Origin of the sequence: Chryseobacterium sp. 2987 (genome assembly GCF_031456375.1) — a bacterium.
GTDB classification, from domain to species: Bacteria; Bacteroidota; Bacteroidia; order Flavobacteriales; family Weeksellaceae; genus Chryseobacterium; species Chryseobacterium vaccae.
The window spans coordinates 387311-407214 of record NZ_JAVDUN010000002.1 but is presented as its reverse complement, the minus strand read 5'-3'; the positions used below and the strand labels follow the sequence as shown (position 1 = coordinate 407214).

Below are 19904 nucleotides of genomic sequence, written 5' to 3'. Positions count from 1 at the left end.
TTGAATTTCGTCTAAATTTTTGGAAATTAACAAAATTATTAGTAAGCTTTTGCGAATAATACACGTCTTTTAGAAGGTTTTCCTGAAATCATGGAAATTCCCTCTTCAATGTCATCATCTAAAGGAATACATCTGATTGTGGCTTTCGTTTCATCCTTGATCTGCTCTTCCTCTTCAGCTGTTCCGTCCCAATGTGCATAGATGAAACCTCCTTTTCCTTCAAGAACGGTTTTGAATTCCTCGTAGGTATCCACTTTCGTGATATTATCTTTTCTGAAGTTTAATGCCTTTTCAAAAATATCTTTCTGGATGGTTTGTAGTAACTCTTCAATGTAGCTGTCCAGTCCTTCAATTGAACGTACTTCTTTGGTAAGATTGTCTCTTCTTGCAATTTCAACAGACTTGTTTTCCAAATCTCTTGGTCCCATTGCAATTCTTACCGGAACTCCTTTCAGTTCATATTCTGCAAATTTCCAGCCCGGTTTGTTCTGAGTATCATTATCAAATTTCACAGAAATTCCTTTAGCTTTTAATTTAGCCTGAATATCCAACGCCACCTCACTGATCTGCGCAAGCTGTTCGTCTCCTTTAAAGATTGGAACAATTACAACCTGGATCGGTGCAAGAGTAGGAGGAAGCACCAAACCGAAATCATCAGAGTGGGTCATGATCAAAGCTCCCATCAGACGGGTAGATGTTCCCCATGAAGTTGCCCATGCGTGTTCAATTTTTCCTTCCTTATTGGTGAACTTCACATCAAAAGCTTTTGCGAAATTCTGTCCCAGAAAGTGGGATGTACCGGCCTGAAGAGCTTTTCCGTCCTGCATTAAGGCTTCAATACAGTAGGTTTCATCAGCACCGGCAAATCTTTCAGAAGGTGTTTTCAACCCCTGAATTACTGGCATAGCCATGAAGTTTTCCGCAAAATCAGCATATACCTGGTTCATTTTTTCAGCCTCTTCTACAGCTTCATCCTTGGTAGCATGTGCCGTGTGCCCTTCCTGCCATAAAAATTCTGCCGTTCTTAAAAATAGACGGGTTCTCATTTCCCAACGTACAACATTAGCCCATTGGTTGATCAGGATCGGAAGGTCTCTGTAAGACTGGATCCAGTTTTTATAAGTGTTCCAGATGATGGCTTCAGAGGTAGGACGTACGATAAGTTCTTCTTCCAGTTTCGCATCCGGGTCTACAATAAGTTTAGAAGGGTTGTCAGGATCTGTTTTTAATCTGTAATGGGTAACCACTGCACATTCTTTAGCAAAACCTTCTGCATTTTTCTCCTCAGCCTCAAACAAGCTTTTGGGCACAAAAAGCGGGAAATAAGCATTTACGTGACCTGTTTCTTTGAATTTTTTATCCATTTCATCACGCATTTTTTCCCAGATTGCATAGCCGTACGGTTTGATCACCATACATCCCCGCACTCCAGAGTTTTCAGCTAGGTCAGCTTTTACAACCAGCTCATTATACCATTTGCTGTAATCTTCGCTTCTTGAGGTTAATTTTGCCATTATTTTTTTAAAATTTTTTTAACTTTTGTACATTATTGTAATCTAAAAATAAAGATCTATTTTTGATAGATTTTTTTACCAGTGTTTGGTACATTTTTGGTACAGATTGCAAATATAATTTAAATTAAAAATTTATACGTTATCATGAAAAAAAATATACATAAAAATTTGCTTGGTTTGTTAAAGTCCAAAGGGATTTTAGCCATATCGGGCGGATTGCTGCTTGTGTCTTGTGGCGCTCAGATGGGCGGATACACAGAGACAGACGGGGTGTACTATGACCCGAATAAAGATACGCTGCCAGAAGGAGTAATTATCAATGATGGCGGAAACCGAGTAGGCGAAAATTACGATTATTATCAGGATTCCAATGTGATTCAAAATGCAGAGGCTAATGCGAAGGAGCGTGATAACAGATACAATTCATGGAGTGATGTTAACCTGAATATGAATGCTACAGATTCAGACTGGGGTAATTTTGCCGGCTCACAGACTAACTATTATGACAATTCCTGGGGATGGGGAAATCCTTGGGGATGGTATGGAGGCTATAACCCTTATTGGGGTTGGAACCGTGGCTGGGGTATGGGATTATCCTGGGGTTGGGGTGGATCATTCGGTTGGGGCTGGGGAGGCTCTATCGGATGGGGAAGCCCATACTGGGGATATGGCTACTCACCTTACTGGGGAGGATATTATGATCCGTTCTGGGGCGGAGGTTACGGCTACCCTTATTGGGGTGGTGGTTACTGGGGCCACGGATATTATAACAGACCCATTTACAGAAGAAGCGGCGGAGGAGGCTTCAGTAATCCTGGCTTAACCAATGCGGTATACAATACCAATACTTACAGAGGCGGATTCAGAAACAGTGGAGATGCTGTAAGAAGTTCAAACAACGGTTTCAGAAACAGCAATAGCTCAAACAGCGGATTCCGTAATTCAAATACGAATGGAGGCTTCAGACAAGGGAATTCAAACGGTGGTTTCAGACAAGGAAACACGAATGGAGGATTCAGAAATCAATCTCAGCAGTCTGGCGGATTCCGTAATTCAAATTCTCAGCCAAGACCTAATTACACTCCGCAGAGAGATAATGGAGGGTTCAGGAATGACAGTGGATTCAGATCGAACGGAGGCTTCAATAACAGCAGCTCAGGAGGAGGCTTCAGAGGAGGCGGTTCTTCAGGCGGCGGTGGCGGTTTTAGAGGCGGCGGCGGTGGCGGCGGTTTCAGAAGCGGCGGCAGATAATTATAAACTCAATAACTATTAAAAGAATAATGTTAAAAAAATCTTTAGTATTAACGGGCATTGCTGCAGCTTTTTTTGCGCAGGCTCAGGATGTTTCTGTATTAAGGAATACTGTAGAGGCTTATTCCGGTTCTTCTATGACAGGTTCTGCAAAATTCAATGCAATGGCAGGATCTAACGGAGCTTTGGGAGGTGATGCCAATTCCTTGCTTACTAACCCCGCTGGTTTAGGGGTTGCTATTTCAAGTGAAGTTTCCGGAACTTTATCCATTGCAGGAAATAGGAATAAAAGTACCTGGAACGGTTCTACAGTAAATTATAGCAAGACAAACACTGATGTAGGGAATATCGGAGGGGTAATTACCTTCCCGCTTATGACTGAGACAGCCTGGAAGTTTGTCAATATCGGGATCAACTATTCCAATCAATCATTAGATAATTATATAGAATCCTCTGGAAGTAATAACCTTATCACAGATTTCAATGATGGTAAAAGTGCATCATTAGCGGGTCATGCTTATAACAGATACGGAAATCTTTCCAAAACAAGTTTTGGGGTTGGAGCGAATTATAATCATAGTGTATATTTTGGTGCCGGCTTAAATTTCTTCGGAGCATCTATTGATCAGTATGATACAGCTGCTTTTCAGATGGTTGATAACGGATCTTTAGAGTTTTTCGACAGACAGAATACTCCTTTTTCTGAAAGATCTACAGGTTTTTCAGCTTCACTAGGGGTTATCGGAAAGTTAAATCCTAATTTCAGAGTAGGAGCTTCCATTGAAACGCCTACTTTCTGGTCTATTGACAGGGAATATAACTTCTATAATGATCCTCAGCGGGGAGATGGTATCGGTGGAGAGAATCAGAAATTGACCACGCCGCTTAAAGCCACTGTGAGTGCAGCATTTGTAGCAAGCAAAAACTTTTCATTGAATGTGGACTATACCTTAGGGGTTACAAGACCTAAGTATAAGGTATATTCCGGAACAGAAAGTGATTTGAACAGCTTCTTTAAAGATAATTATAAGAATATTTCAGAAGTAAGAATCGGTGCGGAATACAGAATCAAACAATTCAGACTAAGAGGTGGATATTCTTATACATCCAATCCTTTTGATGCTTTAACGGTAAGTCAGCTGAATCCTGATGCTTCTGTTGCGGACAGATCGTACAGCAATATGATGTTGAATGACAGAAACCTGGCTTCTTTCGGATTAGGATATGATTTCAAGTCATTCTATATTGATGCATCTTATCAGTATGTTACTTCCAGCTATAGCAATCCTTATTTAAGAGGGATTGAAACGGGAGATCCTGCTACAGATACAGCTTATTATTCTAGTAATAGAATCTTAGGATCAGATCATTTTGTAGTAACTGATGTGAAAAATAACAGAAATAACTTCTTTGTTACATTCGGCTGGAAATTCTAATTCCAGATTGTGTAATGAGTGATTAAATTGAGGCTCCGGACATTGTCCGGAGCTTTTTTATTGGGCGTATTTTAAGATTAAATGCTGAAAGAAGGAGACTGACAGCTACTTTTAATTATAGATATTGAAGGCTACTTAAAAAAGATAAAAACAGGTCAATATTTTTTATTATGGATGATCTTCATAACTTCCTCCTTCCATCTACGTGCTTCAAACCTGACTGATATTAATGATGATGTCCCGCATGAGGGTGGCTGTGGAAAAGATGCATAACCAGAGCGAGAGAAACCCCTACAATGACCAGTCCGATCTTGATCCAGTCAATATTATGGTTTTTGTTGCTTTCAAAAATGATAACAGATGAGATATGAAGAAAAATTCCGCCTACAATGGCCAGAAAATAGGGCTGAAGATCCGGATTGAAGTAATTCCCCAAAAGCATTCCCATAGGCGAAGCCAGAGCAAACAAAGCAACAATCAGGAGTGACGGATATGATGATCCTTTGGATTCATTTTTTCTGTTGAATAAAAAGGCCCCAAGAATAAATGAAATAGGAAGGTTATGAAATAGAATTCCCAAGAGATAAGGTGAAAGCTCGTGCTCTTCATTAGCTAAAGGAATTCCTTCAATAAAGGCATGAACAAATAACCCTACCATTAAGGCTACCGGAAGAATATTGTGCTCATTGTGATGGTGAAAATGACCATGCTCAAAGCCTTTTGTCAGCGCTTCAAGGATCATCTGCAGAAGAACCCCTGCAATCACGAATATTCCAAGATTACTGCCTGCTTCGGAGGTATACACTTGAGGGAACACTTCATTCAGACAGATCGTAATCAGGAATCCTGCACTCAGAACCAGCAGATTTTTGGCCAGTTTTTCCTTCTTCCCGAAGTGTTTTCCGAGAAATACTCCTGCGATCACACTTAGGATCAGTAAAAATACCGTCATCATTATTTTTTCTTAAATAAATTAATACATCTTGGTGAGATATCTTTAGAGAATTCATTTAACTGGTAATCTCCCCAGACTTTTATTCTTTCGAAACCACAATCTGCTGCATAAGAATGGATCTCTTCCAGTGAGTGAAGTTTTACTTTTTCAAAGAAATGAAAAGGTTTTCCGTCTGCTTCAAAGCGAATGTCTTTGATAATATGCCTGCCTTCGATCTTTTTAAGGATCTTAAATTCAATATCACCGCGTTTTACGGAGGCTTCAGGAATTAAAGTTTTTCTCACGTATTCTTCATTCAGATAATCCAGAACAAAGTATCCTTCGGATTTCAGGGCATTGTACACAGACTGAAAGACTTTTTTATCGTCATTTTCATTGTCGAAATATCCAAAGCTTGTAAATAAATTGAAGACTGCATCCATAGGATCAGCATCAATCGGATTTCGCATATCATGCACGTCGAAAATAAGCGTCTGGTTTTCAAATTGCTTATCAAATTCTATACTCTGTCTGGAAAGGTCAAGTCCCAGTACATCGTAGCCCAGTTTATTCAGAAAAACAGAATGTCTTCCTTTTCCGCAGGCCAGATCAATGATTCTGGATGAAGGCGGAAGCTGAAGGTCTTTCGTGAGTGCTGTAATAAAGTTTTCCGCTTCTGTATAGTCTCTGTTATTATAGAGAAGATGATAATAAGGGGTATCAAACCAAGATTCAAACCATTCCATAATACAAAAATAACTAAATTTGCGCTGTTAAAAGCAAAGTATTTGCATTTTGAAAGATTGACAGGATCAATGGAATTTTGAATTTTGATAGCTAATCTTTTAATTTTTAAATCATTAAATCTTTTAGCACCTTAATTATGGATACAGAAAATCTACAGATTCAGATAAAAACATTCTTCGGGCTGGAACAGATTTTGGCAGAAGAAGTCAAAAAATTAGGAGGAAGAAAGGTAGAAGTGAAAAACAGAGCGGTTAATTGTGAGGGTGACCTTGGCTTTCTTTATAAAGTAAATTATTCGGCGAGAACAGCTTTGAAAATTTTGATCCCGATTCATGAATTTAAAGCGTTCAACCAGCATCAGTTTTACGATAGACTTTTTAAGGTAAACTGGGAAGAATTCATGGATGTTGATCAATCTTTTGCCATTGATGCTACAGTGAATTCAGAAACATTTAAGCATTCACAGTTTGTGACCCTTAAAATGAAAGATGCCATTGTAGACTATTTTCAGGATAAGTTCAAGAGACGTCCTAATGTAGAAACAAGATCGCCGGATATTAAATTTCACCTGCATATCGATCGTGAGCTGATTACCATTTCTTTAGATTCTTCCGGAGACGCTTTGTTTAAAAGAGGATACAGGAAGGAGCAGGGCGAGGCGCCTATTAATGAGGTTCTTGCCAGTGGAATGCTTCAGTTAGCAGGATGGGACGGAAAAGGGAATTTCCTTGATCCGATGTGCGGTTCGGGAACACTTCTGATTGAAGCTGCAATGATTGCGATGGATCTTCCTGCACAGACTTTCAGAAAAAGATTTGCTTTCCAGAACTGGAAAAATTATGATGCTGATTTATTTGCCAAGATCAAAGAATTCCGCATCAACAGAGTAAAAGAATTTACCGGAAAAATTGTCGGCTATGATATTGATGCCCGTATGCTGAACGCAGCGAGAATGAATATTGAAGCGGCAGAAATGGAAGACGTGATTGAAGTAAGAAAACAAAACTTCTTTGATTCTAAAAAAGAACTTTTCCCTTTACTGATGGTATTTAACCCTCCTTATGATGAAAGAATCTCTATCAATGATGACGATTTCTACAAGAAAATAGGAGATACTTTCAAAACCCATTATCCAAATACATTGGCATGGCTGATTTCTTCGGACCTTGAAGCGGTGAAAAAAATTGGGCTTCGTCCATCCAGAAAGATTAAGCTTTTCAACGGAAAACTGGAAACACGGTTCCTGCAGTACGAAATGTATGAGGGAACAAAGAAAGTTCATAAAATTGAAAACCCTAAATAACAGATCAACCTTCCATCCCGGAAGGTTTTTTTTATTATTTTATGAAAAGAATTTTTATTTTTGTCTAAATTCAAATACACTATGGCCCTGGATTTTGTAGATGTTATAGACTTTATATCGAATCTTATTTCACTAGGAGGAACATCATCATCCAATCACCATTATGATGACCAACCTGAGAAGAATAAAAAAATAAAATATCTTACGGAAAAAGCCAGTGCTGCTTTTGTTGTTGCGGCTTCTGTATTGCTGTTTTTTGTTTTTAAAGATCCGCTTCCGCCGGAAAACTACAGCCAGACTCTTATTATTGCTTCACTAATCGGGATTGCGGTTTCAGGCATCCTGTTTTTTATTTTATACATTGCAGAGCTTTATTATTTTAAAAGTCTGTTCAGGCTGCTTCTCTTCAGTGGTTCAGTAATCTTGTTTTTTATTTCACTGGTTCTGTGTATTTACTTTAAATCCGGTCTGTTTGTTTAAATAAAAAAGCTCCCTGAAAAAGGAGCTTAAGTATTGTAAAAACTGGTTTCAGACAGTACTATTTTATAAAGTTGTTTTGGTAAACATCTGAACAGACATATATCCTCTTCCCCAGTTAAAATTCGGATCCGCAGTAGCCCACATGTTAAATCTGATGGTTGAAGTATCCGCAGTAGGTTCTACATAGCCATTTAAAGCATAAATAACGTTGATTGGGGTAGCTGTATTATTAACAACAGTATCACCTACTGTTGCATTTACTGAGGCCATTCTTGATGCTACTCCTGTTGAAACAGCGGGAACTGTATATTTTCTGGACCCGGCCGGAAGTTCTGATCCATTTTTCAAAAATCTGATCCCGAAATATCCCCCGAAATTGGTTGATATGGTAGTAGTACCTATGGGAACACTGTAAGTGGTAACCAGCTTGGCCTGAGTAAATGGTGGAATGGTGATGGTAATGTTTAGTCCTAAATTGAGATTATTTACTGTGGTCCCTACAGTAACTGGCTGATCAACAGGAGCAGCTGCCGTAACGTCAAATACGTTGTCAAGCCTCCAGGCTGTTTTGTCACGCTGCTGATAAGTGATCCATTGGGGAGATGCCGGAGTTCCGTAATTGGTGTAAAACCCTTCTTCCATATTCACTGTAACATTGGTATTATAAACAATAAGACCCTTGGCAGGAGAAGGAATTGTCACTCCATCTGTAGGAGTAGATAGGCTGATGCGAGGAATAAGCATCCCCTTATTGGTAGCATCCACCTGAAATTTTGCTGAAGCATCCGGTGTTATCGTTCCTAAGGCTGCAGATCCAGCAGAGGTAACAATGAAATCGTTGGCTGTTTGGGCAGGGGTAGGAGAAGCTGCATTGTCTTTACTCCCATCTACGTGAAATGCTCCGCTAGGCGTATTTGTTCCTATTCCAACTTGGGCGTATGAAAAAATGCTGAAGACTAATAAGATAGATGTTAAATTTGTTTTCATAAATTGTACTTTTGGTTATAAAATTCTTCAAAATTAAGAATTATAAGTTAGATATAACTAATAATTAATCAACAATGTATGAATTATATTTTAAATAATTGTTTATGAGTATTTTTTTTGTTCTGATTAAAAAATGTTGGATAATCTATGGCAAAGTGTTTGCGGGTTCTTCTGTGAATAAGTAATTTTGAAAAATTTTTAATTTGAAGCCTACTATTTCCATTGTCGTTGCTATTTTCAACCGAAAAGATGAACTTTTTGAGCTGCTGAATTCTCTGTCACACCAGACAGATAAAGAGTTTGAGGTGATTATTGTAGATGACGGTTCCTTTGTAGATCTTAAACCCACCATACATAATTTTGAGGGAATGCTGGATGTCAAATATTTCCGTAAAGATAATTCAGGACCGGGTCTTACCAGAAATTACGGAGCAAAGCGGGCTCAGAATGACTGGCTGCTATTTGTTGACAGTGATGTGATCGTAGAGAAAGACTATATTGAGAATATCAAAAAAGACATAGAAACCATTCCGTGTGACGCATTCGGGGGAGCAGATAAGGCTCATAAAGGTTTTAACCTGATGCAGAAAGCCATTTCTTACTCCATGACGTCTGTTTTTACAACCGGCGGGATTAGAGGAAGTAAAAAATCTGTTTCTAAATTCCAGCCGAGAAGCTTTAATATGGGAGTGAAGAAGTCTGTTTTTGAAAAAGTAGGTGGTTTTTCCGAAATGAGAATAGGTGAAGATCCGGATCTGTCGATGACTCTTTGGGAAAATGGCTTTACAACCGCTTTTTTTGATGATATTGCTGTTTACCATAAACGCAGGGTGGACTTTGGAAAATTTTCCAAGCAGGTATATCAGTTTGGCTGTGCAAGACCTATCCTTAATCAAAGGCATCCGAATTATGTGAAAATGTCCTTTGCTTTTCCTACTTTGTTTCTTTTGGGATATATTTTAGGCTTCCTTGAGTATTTTCTTATGCAAAGGGGAATTATCCTGGCTTTTTATGGATTGTATACTTTCATGGTGCTTTTTCATGCACTGATTGTTACCCGGAACATAAGTATTGCCGGAATGGCAGTCATTTCCACCTATATCCAGATGTTTTCTTATGGTTACGGATTTTTAAAATCGTGGATATTACTGAATGTTTTCAGAATGAAGCCGGAAGAGGCTTTTCCAAAACATTTCCATACAAAATAAAAGCTGCCGGAAAATTCCGACAGCCTTTGTAACAATAAATTAAGATATGAATATAGTTTCATGGTTGAGAACGCCTGTTTTCAGCATGCATTCCCGCATTTTTTGATAAGTTCTCTCTATATCCTGATCCAGGCCTATAGAGAATCTGATAAGTCCGTCTGATATTCCCATGGCTTCACGTTCTTCCTCAGGAATTTCTGATGAGGTTGAACTTCCGGAACATGAGAATAAGGTTTTATAGAATCCAAGGCTTACCGCTAAGTATCCTAAGTTTTCCTGCTGCATCATTTCCATGAGTTCATTGGCTTTATCGGTTGTTCCGGCATCTAATGTCAGCAGTCCGCCGAACCCATAGTCTTCATGCATCATGCTTTTCATCAGTTCATGATCTTTGTGAGAAGCTAACCCCGGGTAAGATACTTTTAAACCATCTTTTTCAAACCTTTCAGCAAGGTATAGGGCATTGTAGCTATGTTGTTTCATTCTGATGTGGAGTGTCCTCAGGTTCTTCAGGATGCTTGCCGAACGGAAGCTGTCCATGGTAGGTCCCAGAAGCATGCAGGCTCCGTTATTTACGTTTTTAGTATCATTAATAAATTCCTGGCTTCCACAGTATACTCCGCCAACAGTATCGCTGCTTCCATTGATGAATTTAGTAAGGCTGTGGATCACAATATCTGCTCCCAGTAATTTCGGTGAAACGGAAAGAGGGGAGAAGGTGTTGTCTACGATCAGCTGTAAACCATGTTTTTTACAGATTTCAGAAAGTTTTCTCAGATCTGCAACTTCCAGAAGCGGATTGCTTACGCTTTCGCAGTAAATGATTTTAGTACTTGGCTTTATGGAATTTTCGATAGACTCAAAATTGCTGATGTCTACGAAAGTGGTTTCAATATTGAAAGGAGGCAGGAAGTTCTTTAAAAAAGCATACGTTCCTCCATAAATGGTTCTGCTGGAAATAATATGATCTCCGCTTTTACAGATTTGCATCAAAACTGACGTAATAGCACCCATACCTGATGCTGTTACATTGGCTGCTTCGGTGTTTTCCATTTTAGCCAAAGCCTGTGCCAGATAAAGATTCATCGGGGATGAATGTCTGGAATATAAATAGCATCCTTCTGCATTTCCTTCAAAAGTATCGAACATGGTTTTTGCAGAAAGAAAAGTATAAGTAGAGCTGTCAGAGATCGAAGGATTTACTCCTCCGAATTCACCAAAATACTGAAGATCCTGAATCTCATTCGCCGCATTAAAATTTTCCATAAGCTTTAAGTTTTATTGATGGCCTAAATATGCTTTGTTTTCAGAATTATTACAATATAAATTTAAATTTGTAGAATATAAATCTATTAATTCCGTTTTACTTAGAAAATATGTTTGTTATCTTTGAGAATGTTAAACTTTTTCCAAAAAAACATCTATGAATTTTGATGAAACAGATAAAAAACTGCTCGTGTTACTTCAGGAAGACTGCAAGCAAACCACCAAAGAACTGTCTTACAAGCTTGGACTTTCTGTTACAGCCGTATACGAACGGGTAAGGAAGCTTGAAAATCTGGGCGTGATCTCAAAGTATGTAGCTCTTCTTGACCGGCATAAAGTAAACCGGGATTTTATTGTACTGTGTCATATAAAATTAACGCAGCACAAAAAGGAATTTGTGATGCAGTTTGAAAAGGAAATCATGAACCTTAACGAGGTTACAGAATGTTTTCATGTAAGTGGAGATTATGATTACATTCTTAAAATAGGGGTGAAAGATATGCAGGATTACAGAAATTTTATGCTAACCAAACTGACCGCTTTGCAACATATTGCGAGTACTCACAGCTCATTTATGATCTCTGAGGTGAAAAATACAACGGCTATTGAGCTTTAATTATTGAAATTCCGGCGCTTAGATTAAAACTCCGTGTTTCGATGCAATGGGTTCAGGAAGGTCGGTTTCTCCCGTCATTTGAAGTAGGTCAATTTCAATGGTTCTGCATATCGAAAGCATTGGGACATCAAACATGAGCCCGGCGAAAGGGTTTTCAGAATAATCTCCCACCAATTCCATGATGATGTAAATCCATCCGATGATGATACAAAAAGGAATAGAAGCCCAGATTCCAAAATCTCCGAGTTTAGCAAATTCATTAACAAGTCCCAACGGAAGCAGCATAATAAAAAGAATATTGAAGACAAATGCTGTACTGGCGAACTGTCTTGGTGAAGGGAATTTTTTAATTCTTTCCGCCTGTCCCTGAAAACCGTAGAATTCATTCAGGCAGGTCTGGAGCTGCATCTGATTGAATTCTGTGATAGCATTCATATTTTTTAATTCATTGATGTCTTTTGCCTGTTGTGAGTTCAGATAAGTGGCAAAGTTTTTATAATCATCCTTAAGATCATATTCTTCTTCTGAAAGATATTTGTGCAGGAAAATAGGAGCTCTTCCGTAGTCGGGAAAACCAGCTTTAATTAGTCTGTTTCTTCTCAGGTTTATATTTCCGAATTTATTTTCCGAGCTGATATGCTCCCATTCGGTAGGAACCAGAAGCTGCTCACGGAAAGTATAGAGCCACGCAATATGACGGTAGACAATTCTCCTTTTCCGGTCTTCAAGATCAAAGGTTCCTATTTCTTCGTTCTTTGTATCGAACGCATAGATCATTGAAGCAAAAGACCGGCTGGAATTCACAATGCCTCCCCAGATCTTTCTGGCTTCCCAAAGTCTGTCGTAAGCCTGGTTGTTTTTAAAACCTACTAAAAAGGCCTCCGCTGTACCAATCAAAGCTACGGGAACCCATGGTATGATCATCCACTCCCAATTGAAAAAATAAAAAAGAACGGCGATCAGGGTACACCATATGCTGATCAGGATCAGATGAGCGCCGGATAGATTGAGAACCTGTCTGTAATTGACATATTTCGTTGTGATCATAATGCTTCAGGAAATTTGATGTGCATATAAACAAAATGGATACCAAAAATGAGGCACCCTTCTGTTTATTAAAATTAATAAAAAAAACCTCTGATTTTTCAGAGGTTTCAATATTTAATAATTAAGCATTTCTTCTATTTTAATGCTGAGTTTTTCAGCATTCGGAAGCATTTCTTTTTCCAGAACAAGGTTGATTGGAACAGCCGGAACATTCAGTGATCCCATGGTTTCTACCGGAGCATCCAGATATCTGAAGCAGTTTTTAGAAATACGGTGTGCAAAAGCTTCTGCGAATGAATTGTTAAGCTGTTCTTCAGTTAGAACGATACATTTTCCGTGTGCTTTTACTCTTTCAAACACAAGTTCTTCATCTAATGGAATTAAAGTTCTAAGGTCTATAACCTCAACTCTTCCGTTAAAGTTCTTAGCAGCTTCTTTAGCCCAGTAAACGCCCATTCCGTAAGTAACTACAAGTAATGTTCTGCCTTTTTCGGTTTCGTTCTGATCAGCTTCAATAATTACTTTTCCTTTTCCGAAAGGTAGGATATAATCTTCTGCAGGTTCAATGGTTTTGGCATCTTCAGTTCCGGGAACCTTGCTCCAGTACAGACCTTTATGTTCCAGCATAACAACTGGATTCGGGTCATAATAAGCGGCTTTTAAAAGTCCTTTGAAATCTGCAGCGTTACTTGGGTAAGCTATTTTAATTCCCTTTATATTAGCTAAGATACTTTCTACACTTCCGCTATGGTAAGGACCACCTCCGCCATAAGCACCAATCGGTACACGGATGATATTGCTGACGGGGTATTTTCCGCCACTTAGGTAGCTTGACTTTGAAATTTCTGTGATCAACTGGTTGATTCCAGGATAAATATAATCGGCAAACTGAACTTCAACAATCGGCTTTAATCCAACAGCACTCATTCCTGTAGTGGAGCCTATGATATAAGCTTCCTGAATAGCTGTATTGAATACCCTCTTATTTCCGAATTTTTTTCCTAAAGTAACGGTTTCACGGAAAACTCCTCCGATTCTTTCCCCAACATCCTGTCCGTATAGCAATGCTTCCGGATGTTTCCACATCAGCTCCTGGATCGCGTGAATGGCTGCGTCTACCATAACGATTTTTTCACCGTCTGCAGGTTCTCGGGTTCCTGTTTCTTCAGTTATAGGGGTAGGGGCGAAAACGTGCTGCATAACCGTTTCAGGTTTTGGGTCTTCAGCATTTTTTGCTTTTTCGAAAGCTTCTTCAGCTTCAAGACGGGCTTTTTTCGTGATCTGTTTTAAAAGATCCTCATCTGCTCCTGATTCCAGTAAATGTTTTCTCAGAATTTCTCCAGGATCTTTTGCTCTATGTTTGGTTAAATCTTCTTCATCTCTGTAGAATTCTCTTCTTACTCCTGAAGTATGATGCCCGATAAGTACAGTTTTTGCACAAACTACTAAAGGCTTTCTTTCATTTCTTACGAAATCAACCGCTTTTTTCATCGCTTCAAAACTTTCCACGAAGTCTGTTCCGTCTACACGCATTCTGCTAAGACCGGTAAATCCAGCCACGAAATCGTAAGCGTCGCAGGTTCTTGCCTCTTCTTTGGTTACGGAAATCCCCCATTCATTATCCTGTACGAGGAATATGATCGGAAGCTGATGTAAGGCTGCAAATTGTAAAGCTTCACTCACTTCGCCTTCCGTTACCGAGTTGTCTCCAAGACTGCATACAACAACCGGATTGTTTTCGAAATTCTGTAAATTGAATTCCTGAATGTATTTTATTCCCTGAGCAACACCAGTGGTAGGAATTGTCTGCATTCCTGTGGCTGAACTCTGGTGAATGATTTTAGGTTTATCTTCGTCTCTGCTTGAAGGATGGGAATAATACGATCTTCCTCCTGAAAAAGGATCTTCTGCCTTAGCTAATAGCTGAAGCATTAATTGATAAGGTTCAAACCCGATTCCTAAAAGAATACTTTCGTCTCTGTAGTAAGGCGAAACCCAGTCCTCTTTTTTTAATTGGTATGCGGTAGCCAGCTGAATAGCTTCATGACCTCTTGAAGTACTATGAACATATTTACATATATTTCTGTTTTCTTCATAGATGTCTGCCATTGCCTTAGCCAGCATCATATGATTGTATGCTTTTAGCAGGATATCCTGAGAAACCTTTTCGTGAAGTGTATTTTCCATAGATAGCAAATATACATAAAAAAACAAAATACTAACAAGTGTTAGTATTTTGTGTGAAATCTTTGAGTTGGAAGACTATTCCTTGATCACTTTTTTAGAAATGACATCTTTGTTGGTTTTTATTTCAATGATGTAAATTCCTTTAGTGTAAGAAGATAGATCTATCGTTTCTTTTTCACTATTGATTGTTCCGTTTTGTAATTTCTTTCCGGAAAGATCATAGATGGTGAACGTTGATTTTTTAGGAGCTTTTAATATGTTTACAATATCTTTTGTAACGCTTGGTGCTATTGCCAATTCTCTTACACTTCCTGCTTCCTGGGTTCCTAAAACAGATGTATAGCCTGTCACAAGAATTGAATAGTTCTGGGGAGCATTACCGCCGGTACTGTTTCTTAAAGTTCCTTTATTGGTAATTTCAATTCTGTAGTTTCTTCCTGCCACCGGATTGTCGATAACTACCTGTTCTACATTGTCAACCTGATTATCCGCTTTGGAAGCAGGAAACATAGGGTTGTTGGCATCCAGTTTCCACGGATAGTATATTGTATTGGTTTGTGTGTCAATGATTCTTAAATCCAGATCATTAACTAATTTAGATGCTCTATTATTATGTACATCTTGCCACGTTAGATTTTGCGGAATTATATATGCCGGATCTATCCATGATATGGTTACTTTAAGAGGTTCTGTTCCAGATGCCTGTACCGTTTTTCTATTGGTTGCCGCATTATTTAAAGTTTCATCATTGAATATGATGGAATTGTTTGATTTTCCTACAAGTAGCTCGGCTCCTTTTTTAGCATTGATGTAACCCCATCCGTGCCAAGGATCCGGACCGATATTGCCGGCTTCAGAAGCTGAATGGATTGTAAGCACTTTTGCGGAAGCTGCATTAAGCTCAAGGGTAGGGAATAATTGCTTATAAATCTGCATCCAGAGACCAATAATACCCGTTACTATTGGTGCTGAATATGATGTGCCACTTCCAACAGATATGCTATTGCTTCCCGTAGTGTCCTCATTGGTAGATGCATGAGCTACCTCTGTTCCTGTGGTGGTAATGTCGGGTTTTATTCCTCCGTCATCTCTTGGTCCTGCGCTACTGTACTCCGAATGTATTACATCAGCAGCTGCGGTATATCTTTTATCATTAGTAGTAATAATATCAGTAGCACCTACAATAATCAGATTTTTAGCTAAAGAACCTGTTCCGATACAATCATAACCCTGTGAGCAGTTGTTGGGAGGTAAGACATCCGTTGCCGAAAACTGTACAGGATTACCTGAAGCATCTTCATAGTATCCGGGAACAGAGTTGCCATTGGGTCCCATTCCAAAGGAATTACCGGCAGACTTTACAATAACATAGGACGGATTATTGTATACAATCTGATCGTAATTTTGATCATTGATAAAATAAGTACCTTGTATATCATATGATGTTCCGGCATTGTAATATCCAGTCCAGAAATAAGCTCCGGGAACTACAGTATCTGTCCACCCCATATTTGTACCATAAGAATGATTGGAAATTTTCGGTGCAGCAGTCAGTATTTTCTGAAATACATTACTTTCGGTAGTATTTCCCGGCAAAGTACTATTGTTGAACGTATAATTATCGAAGGTAGCATTAGGAGCAATTCCTTTAAAATTGACCGGATGGGTTCCTCCGTTGTTGAGTTGGAATGTAAAGGGATAATCTTTTGATCCGATAAAACTCGTAACAGCAGTTGCATGATCGCTGTAATTCATTGTGGCTGCTTCTTTATTGGTAACTCTGTTGGGAGCATTGTTGAAAAGAACATGACCGGCAAATGCTCTGCCTCCGTCAAAAACAGTAAACTTGATATTTTCACCATTAAATGATCCCGTCAATCCATTTACAGTACCATTTTGGAGAAAATCAGAATTGGAATTTTTAATTTGATCCATGTCCTGGTTCTGTAAAAAATAGGGTTTGCCTCCTGGAGTAAACCCTGCCAGCTTACTTCTTTGTTCCTCAATTTCTTTTATCATCTCTGGGGATCTGTTCAATCCATAACGTTTTGAGATATAAGTTTCATATTTTTCATTGTTTTCCAGCCTTTGTTTTTCAAACTCTTTTATCAGAGCATCATCATGGTTCTGGGCAAATGTGAAAAAAGCAGCTAATATGCTGATTGAAATAAAGATTTTCTTCATAAAGTTTATAGGTTTAAAAAAAATTGCGGTTTATTTTTTTTAAATATATAAATTAAACATTATGTTGCTTTATTTTGTGTGAATTATGTGAGTTTTAGTTTAAATTGTATATGTATTTTTAATTTTTTTATTTAAAATTTTAAACATATGATATTTTTCAATGATTTTAATTTTGTAAAAAATGGGTTAAATACCTTCGTTTTATCCTTTTTCTTTACCCTATTTTGCCCAAAACGTACTGCAAAAAAAAGGATACTAACATTTTTGTTAATATCCCTTTTTGAGACAATATTATAATTAATGATTATTCCTTGATGACTTTTTTAGAAATAACATCTTTGTTGGTTTTTATTTCAATGATGTAAATTCCTTTAGTATAAGAAGAGAGATCTATCGTTTCTTTTTCACTATTGATCGTTCCGTTTTGTAATTTCTTTCCGGAAAGATCATAGATGGTGAACGTTGATTTTTTAGGAGCTTTTAATATGTTTACAATATCTTTTGTAATACTTGGTGCTATAGCAAGACCGCTTAAAGCGCTGGTTTCATTAGTTCCTAAATTAGTTTGTGTCTGTCCTGTAACAATAATTGAGTAGTTCTGCGTTGTCAATACAGGTGTTGCCGCATTATTAACAAGTGTTCCTTTATTGGTTATCTCAATTCTGTAAGTTCTTCCTGCTACCGGATTATCAATAACAACTTGTTCAACGTTATCCACTGTATTGTCACCTTTTGTGGCTGGCGTCATTGGACTGGTGGCGTTTAGTTTCCATGGCGTATAAACAGTGTTGTTTGTAGTATCTATGATTCTTAAATCTAGGTCATTAACTAATCTTGAAACTCTATTGTTATATAGATTTGACCATAGGTTTGAGGTTACTTTATATTCAGGGTCAATCCATGAAATGGTCACTTTTAATGGTTGGCTTCCTAACGCGGTAACTGTTTTTTGATTAGCAACCCCGCTGGTTAACGTTTCATTATTGAAGATGACTGAATTATTGGATTTTCCTACCAACAGTTCTGCTCCTTTTTTGGCATCAATATATCCCCAGCCATACCATGGATCAGGCCCAACGTTTCCAGCTTCAGCTGCTGAATGTACCATTAATGTTTTAGACGCTGCAGCATTCAGTTCAGCATTATTGAAAAGTGATTTGTGAATCTGCATCCAAAGACCGATAATTCCAGCTACCTGAGGAGCAGCCATAGAAGTACCGCTGTTGACCTGCCAAGTAACACTTCCTGTAGTATTTTCAGCTGTAGAGGCCATCCAGATACCAGTTCCGGGAGCGGCGATATCAGGTTTAATACCCCCATCGTCTCTAGGCCCTGCATTACTGTAATCGGATCTTACCACATCAGTTGGGGCGGTGTAGCGAAAATTATTTGATGTAATAATGTCTGTAGCTCCTACAACAATAATATTTTTAGCCAGCGATCCATAACCAATACAATCAAAACCCTGGGCGCAATTAGCTTCAGGGGCTGAGCCCGCAGGGTAGGCAGCATACCCGCTTGATGTGCTATAATAACTGTTGGTTGTCGTATTTGAGTAGCCTGGGCCATATCCGAAGTAGTTTCCTGCAGATTTTACGATGGTATAGGCCGGATTGTTGTACACAATGGCATCATAAGCCTGATCGTTTTGGAAGTAGGTTCCCATCAGGTTATAGTTATTGCCGGAAATATAATTTCCATTCCAGTACCATGCGTTATTCGGATACCCTGTTGATGTAGTACCATAAGTCCAGCCCGGATTTATTCCGTAAGAGTGGTTGGAGATTTTAGGCTGTGCAATTAAAATTTTCTCGAAAACAGTACTGGCAACTGTTCCTCCGGGAAGTACAGTGGTCGAATATCTGTAAGAATCCATTGTGGAATTCAGAGCAATACCTTTTGTGTTTCCGGTTGCTATAATATTATTATTTTCGTCTCTTTGCGTAAGAGGGACTGATCTACTTCCTATGATGCTGGCAACACCAGTAGAGTGACTGCTGTAATCATTGGTAGCAGCTTCCATATTAATTATCCTGTTGGGTGCATTATCAAATGCAGGATGGGGAGCGTAAATTCTGCCTCCGTCAAAAATGGTATACTTGATTCCTTCTCCATTAAAAGCTGTAGCTAATCCATTTACACCACCTACAGTTGTTAAAGCATCAACATTATTATTGAAGATTTGATTTTGGTCATCAGTCTCATAAAAGTTGGGTACATCTCCTGAAAATCCAGCCAGATTCGCCCTCATCTCATCTATTTTTTTCTGTGTTTCAGCATTTCTCTCTTTTCCGAATGCTTTAATTACATAAGAGTCAAACTTTGCGTTATTTTCTCTGTTTAATTTCTCAAACTCTCTTTTTAATCCTTCATTGTTTTGAGCACTTATTAAAGCAAAAGCTAAAGTGCTGACCAAAAGTAAATGTTTCTTCATGATAACTGATAAAATATTAAAAATTATAACGGGTTAAATATAGTGTTAAATATTTATAAATTAGGTTTTTCGTGTAAATAATTCTAATATTTTGTTGATTTATTGTTGTTTGATAATGGTAATGGATTATTTTTATTAGTTTTTTTAATTCTATATGTTTTATGTATTTGTAAAAGTTGTACTGCTTGTATTTTACTGAAAATTCTATTGAACTCTAATTCTTGCTATGGTTATATTGGTGTTGTGCTTTGAATTTATAATAGCAAAAAACCCGTTTCTGCAATTGCAGAAACGGGTTGGAAAGTGAGAA

15 protein-coding genes are annotated in these 19904 nt (G+C 38.3%); 6 read left to right on the top strand and 9 right to left on the bottom strand.

Translation table 11 applies throughout. The features are described 5' to 3' along the window. Positions 1 to 38: 38 nt before the first annotated feature. The gene (gene proS / locus J2Y40_RS06815; protein WP_153399375.1) at positions 39 to 1514 is read right to left on the bottom strand and encodes a proline--tRNA ligase; all 1476 of its coding nucleotides are present in this window, start codon (positions 1512 to 1514) and stop codon (positions 39 to 41) included. Positions 1515 to 1658: 144 nt separating this feature from the next. Here proS and J2Y40_RS06810 point away from each other — a divergent pair, with 144 nt between their 5' ends. Continuing rightward, entirely contained in the window at positions 1659 to 2765 is a 1107-nt protein-coding gene (locus tag J2Y40_RS06810; protein WP_153399376.1) for a prolyl-tRNA synthetase, read from the top strand. Between the two features lie 29 nt (positions 2766 to 2794). Beyond that, entirely contained in the window at positions 2795 to 4201 is a 1407-nt protein-coding gene (locus J2Y40_RS06805; RefSeq protein WP_309997969.1) for a hemin receptor, read from the top strand. Between the two features lie 226 nt (positions 4202 to 4427). On the opposite strand, the gene J2Y40_RS06800 is transcribed toward J2Y40_RS06805, so the two are convergent. Then, a complete protein-coding gene (locus J2Y40_RS06800) occupies positions 4428 to 5153 on the bottom strand; it encodes a ZIP family metal transporter (RefSeq protein ID WP_153400029.1) in 726 nt (241 codons plus the stop codon). Positions 5154 to 5155: 2 nt separating this feature from the next. After that, positions 5156 to 5881 (bottom strand): class I SAM-dependent methyltransferase, encoded by a 726-nt coding sequence (locus J2Y40_RS06795; RefSeq protein WP_153399379.1) that lies wholly within the window; start codon positions 5879 to 5881, stop codon positions 5156 to 5158. Between the two features lie 137 nt (positions 5882 to 6018). Between J2Y40_RS06795 and J2Y40_RS06790 the strand changes: the two genes are divergently transcribed. Continuing rightward, the gene (locus J2Y40_RS06790) at positions 6019 to 7185 is read left to right on the top strand and encodes a class I SAM-dependent RNA methyltransferase (RefSeq protein ID WP_153399381.1); all 1167 of its coding nucleotides are present in this window, start codon (positions 6019 to 6021) and stop codon (positions 7183 to 7185) included. Between the two features lie 60 nt (positions 7186 to 7245). After that, the gene (locus J2Y40_RS06785; RefSeq protein ID WP_231128775.1) at positions 7246 to 7665 is read left to right on the top strand and encodes a branched-chain amino acid ABC transporter substrate-binding protein; all 420 of its coding nucleotides are present in this window, start codon (positions 7246 to 7248) and stop codon (positions 7663 to 7665) included. A gap of 63 nt (positions 7666 to 7728) precedes the next feature. Here J2Y40_RS06785 and J2Y40_RS06780 read toward each other — a convergent pair whose 3' ends face one another. Beyond that, the gene (locus J2Y40_RS06780; RefSeq protein ID WP_309997966.1) at positions 7729 to 8652 is read right to left on the bottom strand and encodes a hypothetical protein; all 924 of its coding nucleotides are present in this window, start codon (positions 8650 to 8652) and stop codon (positions 7729 to 7731) included. A 203-nt stretch (positions 8653 to 8855) separates the two neighbouring features. Between J2Y40_RS06780 and J2Y40_RS06775 the strand changes: the two genes are divergently transcribed. After that, positions 8856 to 9860, top strand: coding sequence for a glycosyltransferase family 2 protein (locus J2Y40_RS06775; protein ID WP_153399385.1), 1005 nt, complete (start codon positions 8856 to 8858; stop codon positions 9858 to 9860). A gap of 39 nt (positions 9861 to 9899) precedes the next feature. Here the strand turns inward: J2Y40_RS06775 and J2Y40_RS06770 are convergent, their stop codons facing one another. Continuing rightward, entirely contained in the window at positions 9900 to 11126 is a 1227-nt protein-coding gene (locus J2Y40_RS06770) for an aminotransferase class I/II-fold pyridoxal phosphate-dependent enzyme (protein ID WP_153399387.1), read from the bottom strand. A 157-nt stretch (positions 11127 to 11283) separates the two neighbouring features. Here J2Y40_RS06770 and J2Y40_RS06765 point away from each other — a divergent pair, with 157 nt between their 5' ends. Beyond that, the gene (locus J2Y40_RS06765; RefSeq protein WP_153399389.1) at positions 11284 to 11742 is read left to right on the top strand and encodes an Lrp/AsnC family transcriptional regulator; all 459 of its coding nucleotides are present in this window, start codon (positions 11284 to 11286) and stop codon (positions 11740 to 11742) included. Positions 11743 to 11760: 18 nt separating this feature from the next. On the opposite strand, the gene J2Y40_RS06760 is transcribed toward J2Y40_RS06765, so the two are convergent. From J2Y40_RS06760 to J2Y40_RS06745, 4 genes are all read right to left on the bottom strand, one after another. Then, on the bottom strand, positions 11761 to 12789 hold the full coding sequence (locus J2Y40_RS06760; protein ID WP_153399391.1) for a bestrophin family protein: 1029 nt from the start codon (positions 12787 to 12789) through the stop codon (positions 11761 to 11763). Positions 12790 to 12903: 114 nt separating this feature from the next. Next, positions 12904 to 14976: a thiamine pyrophosphate-dependent enzyme gene (locus J2Y40_RS06755; RefSeq protein WP_309997958.1), complete on the bottom strand. Its 2073-nt coding sequence runs from the start codon at positions 14974 to 14976 to the stop codon at positions 12904 to 12906. A 75-nt stretch (positions 14977 to 15051) separates the two neighbouring features. Further along, positions 15052 to 17160, bottom strand: a complete 2109-nt coding sequence (locus tag J2Y40_RS06750; protein WP_309997956.1) for a S8 family peptidase — start codon at positions 17158 to 17160, stop codon at positions 15052 to 15054. A gap of 304 nt (positions 17161 to 17464) precedes the next feature. Continuing rightward, complete coding sequence (locus tag J2Y40_RS06745; RefSeq protein ID WP_153399397.1) at positions 17465 to 19594, bottom strand: S8 family peptidase; 2130 nt, start codon at positions 19592 to 19594, stop codon at positions 17465 to 17467. Positions 19595 to 19904: the final 310 nt, after the last annotated feature.

What these genes read in the sequence shown, in the direction of transcription:
- proS (WP_153399375.1), bottom strand. Translation starts at nt 1,514, where the DNA reads ATGGCAAAATTAACCTCAAGAAGCGAAGATTACAGCAAATGGTATAAT.
- J2Y40_RS06810 (WP_153399376.1), top strand. Translation starts at nt 1,659, where the DNA reads ATGAAAAAAAATATACATAAAAATTTGCTTGGTTTGTTAAAGTCCAAA.
- J2Y40_RS06805 (WP_309997969.1), top strand. Translation starts at nt 2,795, where the DNA reads ATGTTAAAAAAATCTTTAGTATTAACGGGCATTGCTGCAGCTTTTTTT.
- J2Y40_RS06800 (WP_153400029.1), bottom strand. Translation starts at nt 5,153, where the DNA reads ATGACGGTATTTTTACTGATCCTAAGTGTGATCGCAGGAGTATTTCTC.
- J2Y40_RS06795 (WP_153399379.1), bottom strand. Translation starts at nt 5,881, where the DNA reads ATGGAATGGTTTGAATCTTGGTTTGATACCCCTTATTATCATCTTCTC.
- J2Y40_RS06790 (WP_153399381.1), top strand. Translation starts at nt 6,019, where the DNA reads ATGGATACAGAAAATCTACAGATTCAGATAAAAACATTCTTCGGGCTG.
- J2Y40_RS06780 (WP_309997966.1), bottom strand. Translation starts at nt 8,652, where the DNA reads ATGAAAACAAATTTAACATCTATCTTATTAGTCTTCAGCATTTTTTCA.
- J2Y40_RS06770 (WP_153399387.1), bottom strand. Translation starts at nt 11,126, where the DNA reads ATGGAAAATTTTAATGCGGCGAATGAGATTCAGGATCTTCAGTATTTT.
- J2Y40_RS06765 (WP_153399389.1), top strand. Translation starts at nt 11,284, where the DNA reads ATGAATTTTGATGAAACAGATAAAAAACTGCTCGTGTTACTTCAGGAA.
- J2Y40_RS06760 (WP_153399391.1), bottom strand. Translation starts at nt 12,789, where the DNA reads ATGATCACAACGAAATATGTCAATTACAGACAGGTTCTCAATCTATCC.
- J2Y40_RS06755 (WP_309997958.1), bottom strand. Translation starts at nt 14,976, where the DNA reads ATGGAAAATACACTTCACGAAAAGGTTTCTCAGGATATCCTGCTAAAA.
- J2Y40_RS06750 (WP_309997956.1), bottom strand. Translation starts at nt 17,160, where the DNA reads ATGAAGAAAATCTTTATTTCAATCAGCATATTAGCTGCTTTTTTCACA.
- J2Y40_RS06745 (WP_153399397.1), bottom strand. Translation starts at nt 19,594, where the DNA reads ATGAAGAAACATTTACTTTTGGTCAGCACTTTAGCTTTTGCTTTAATA.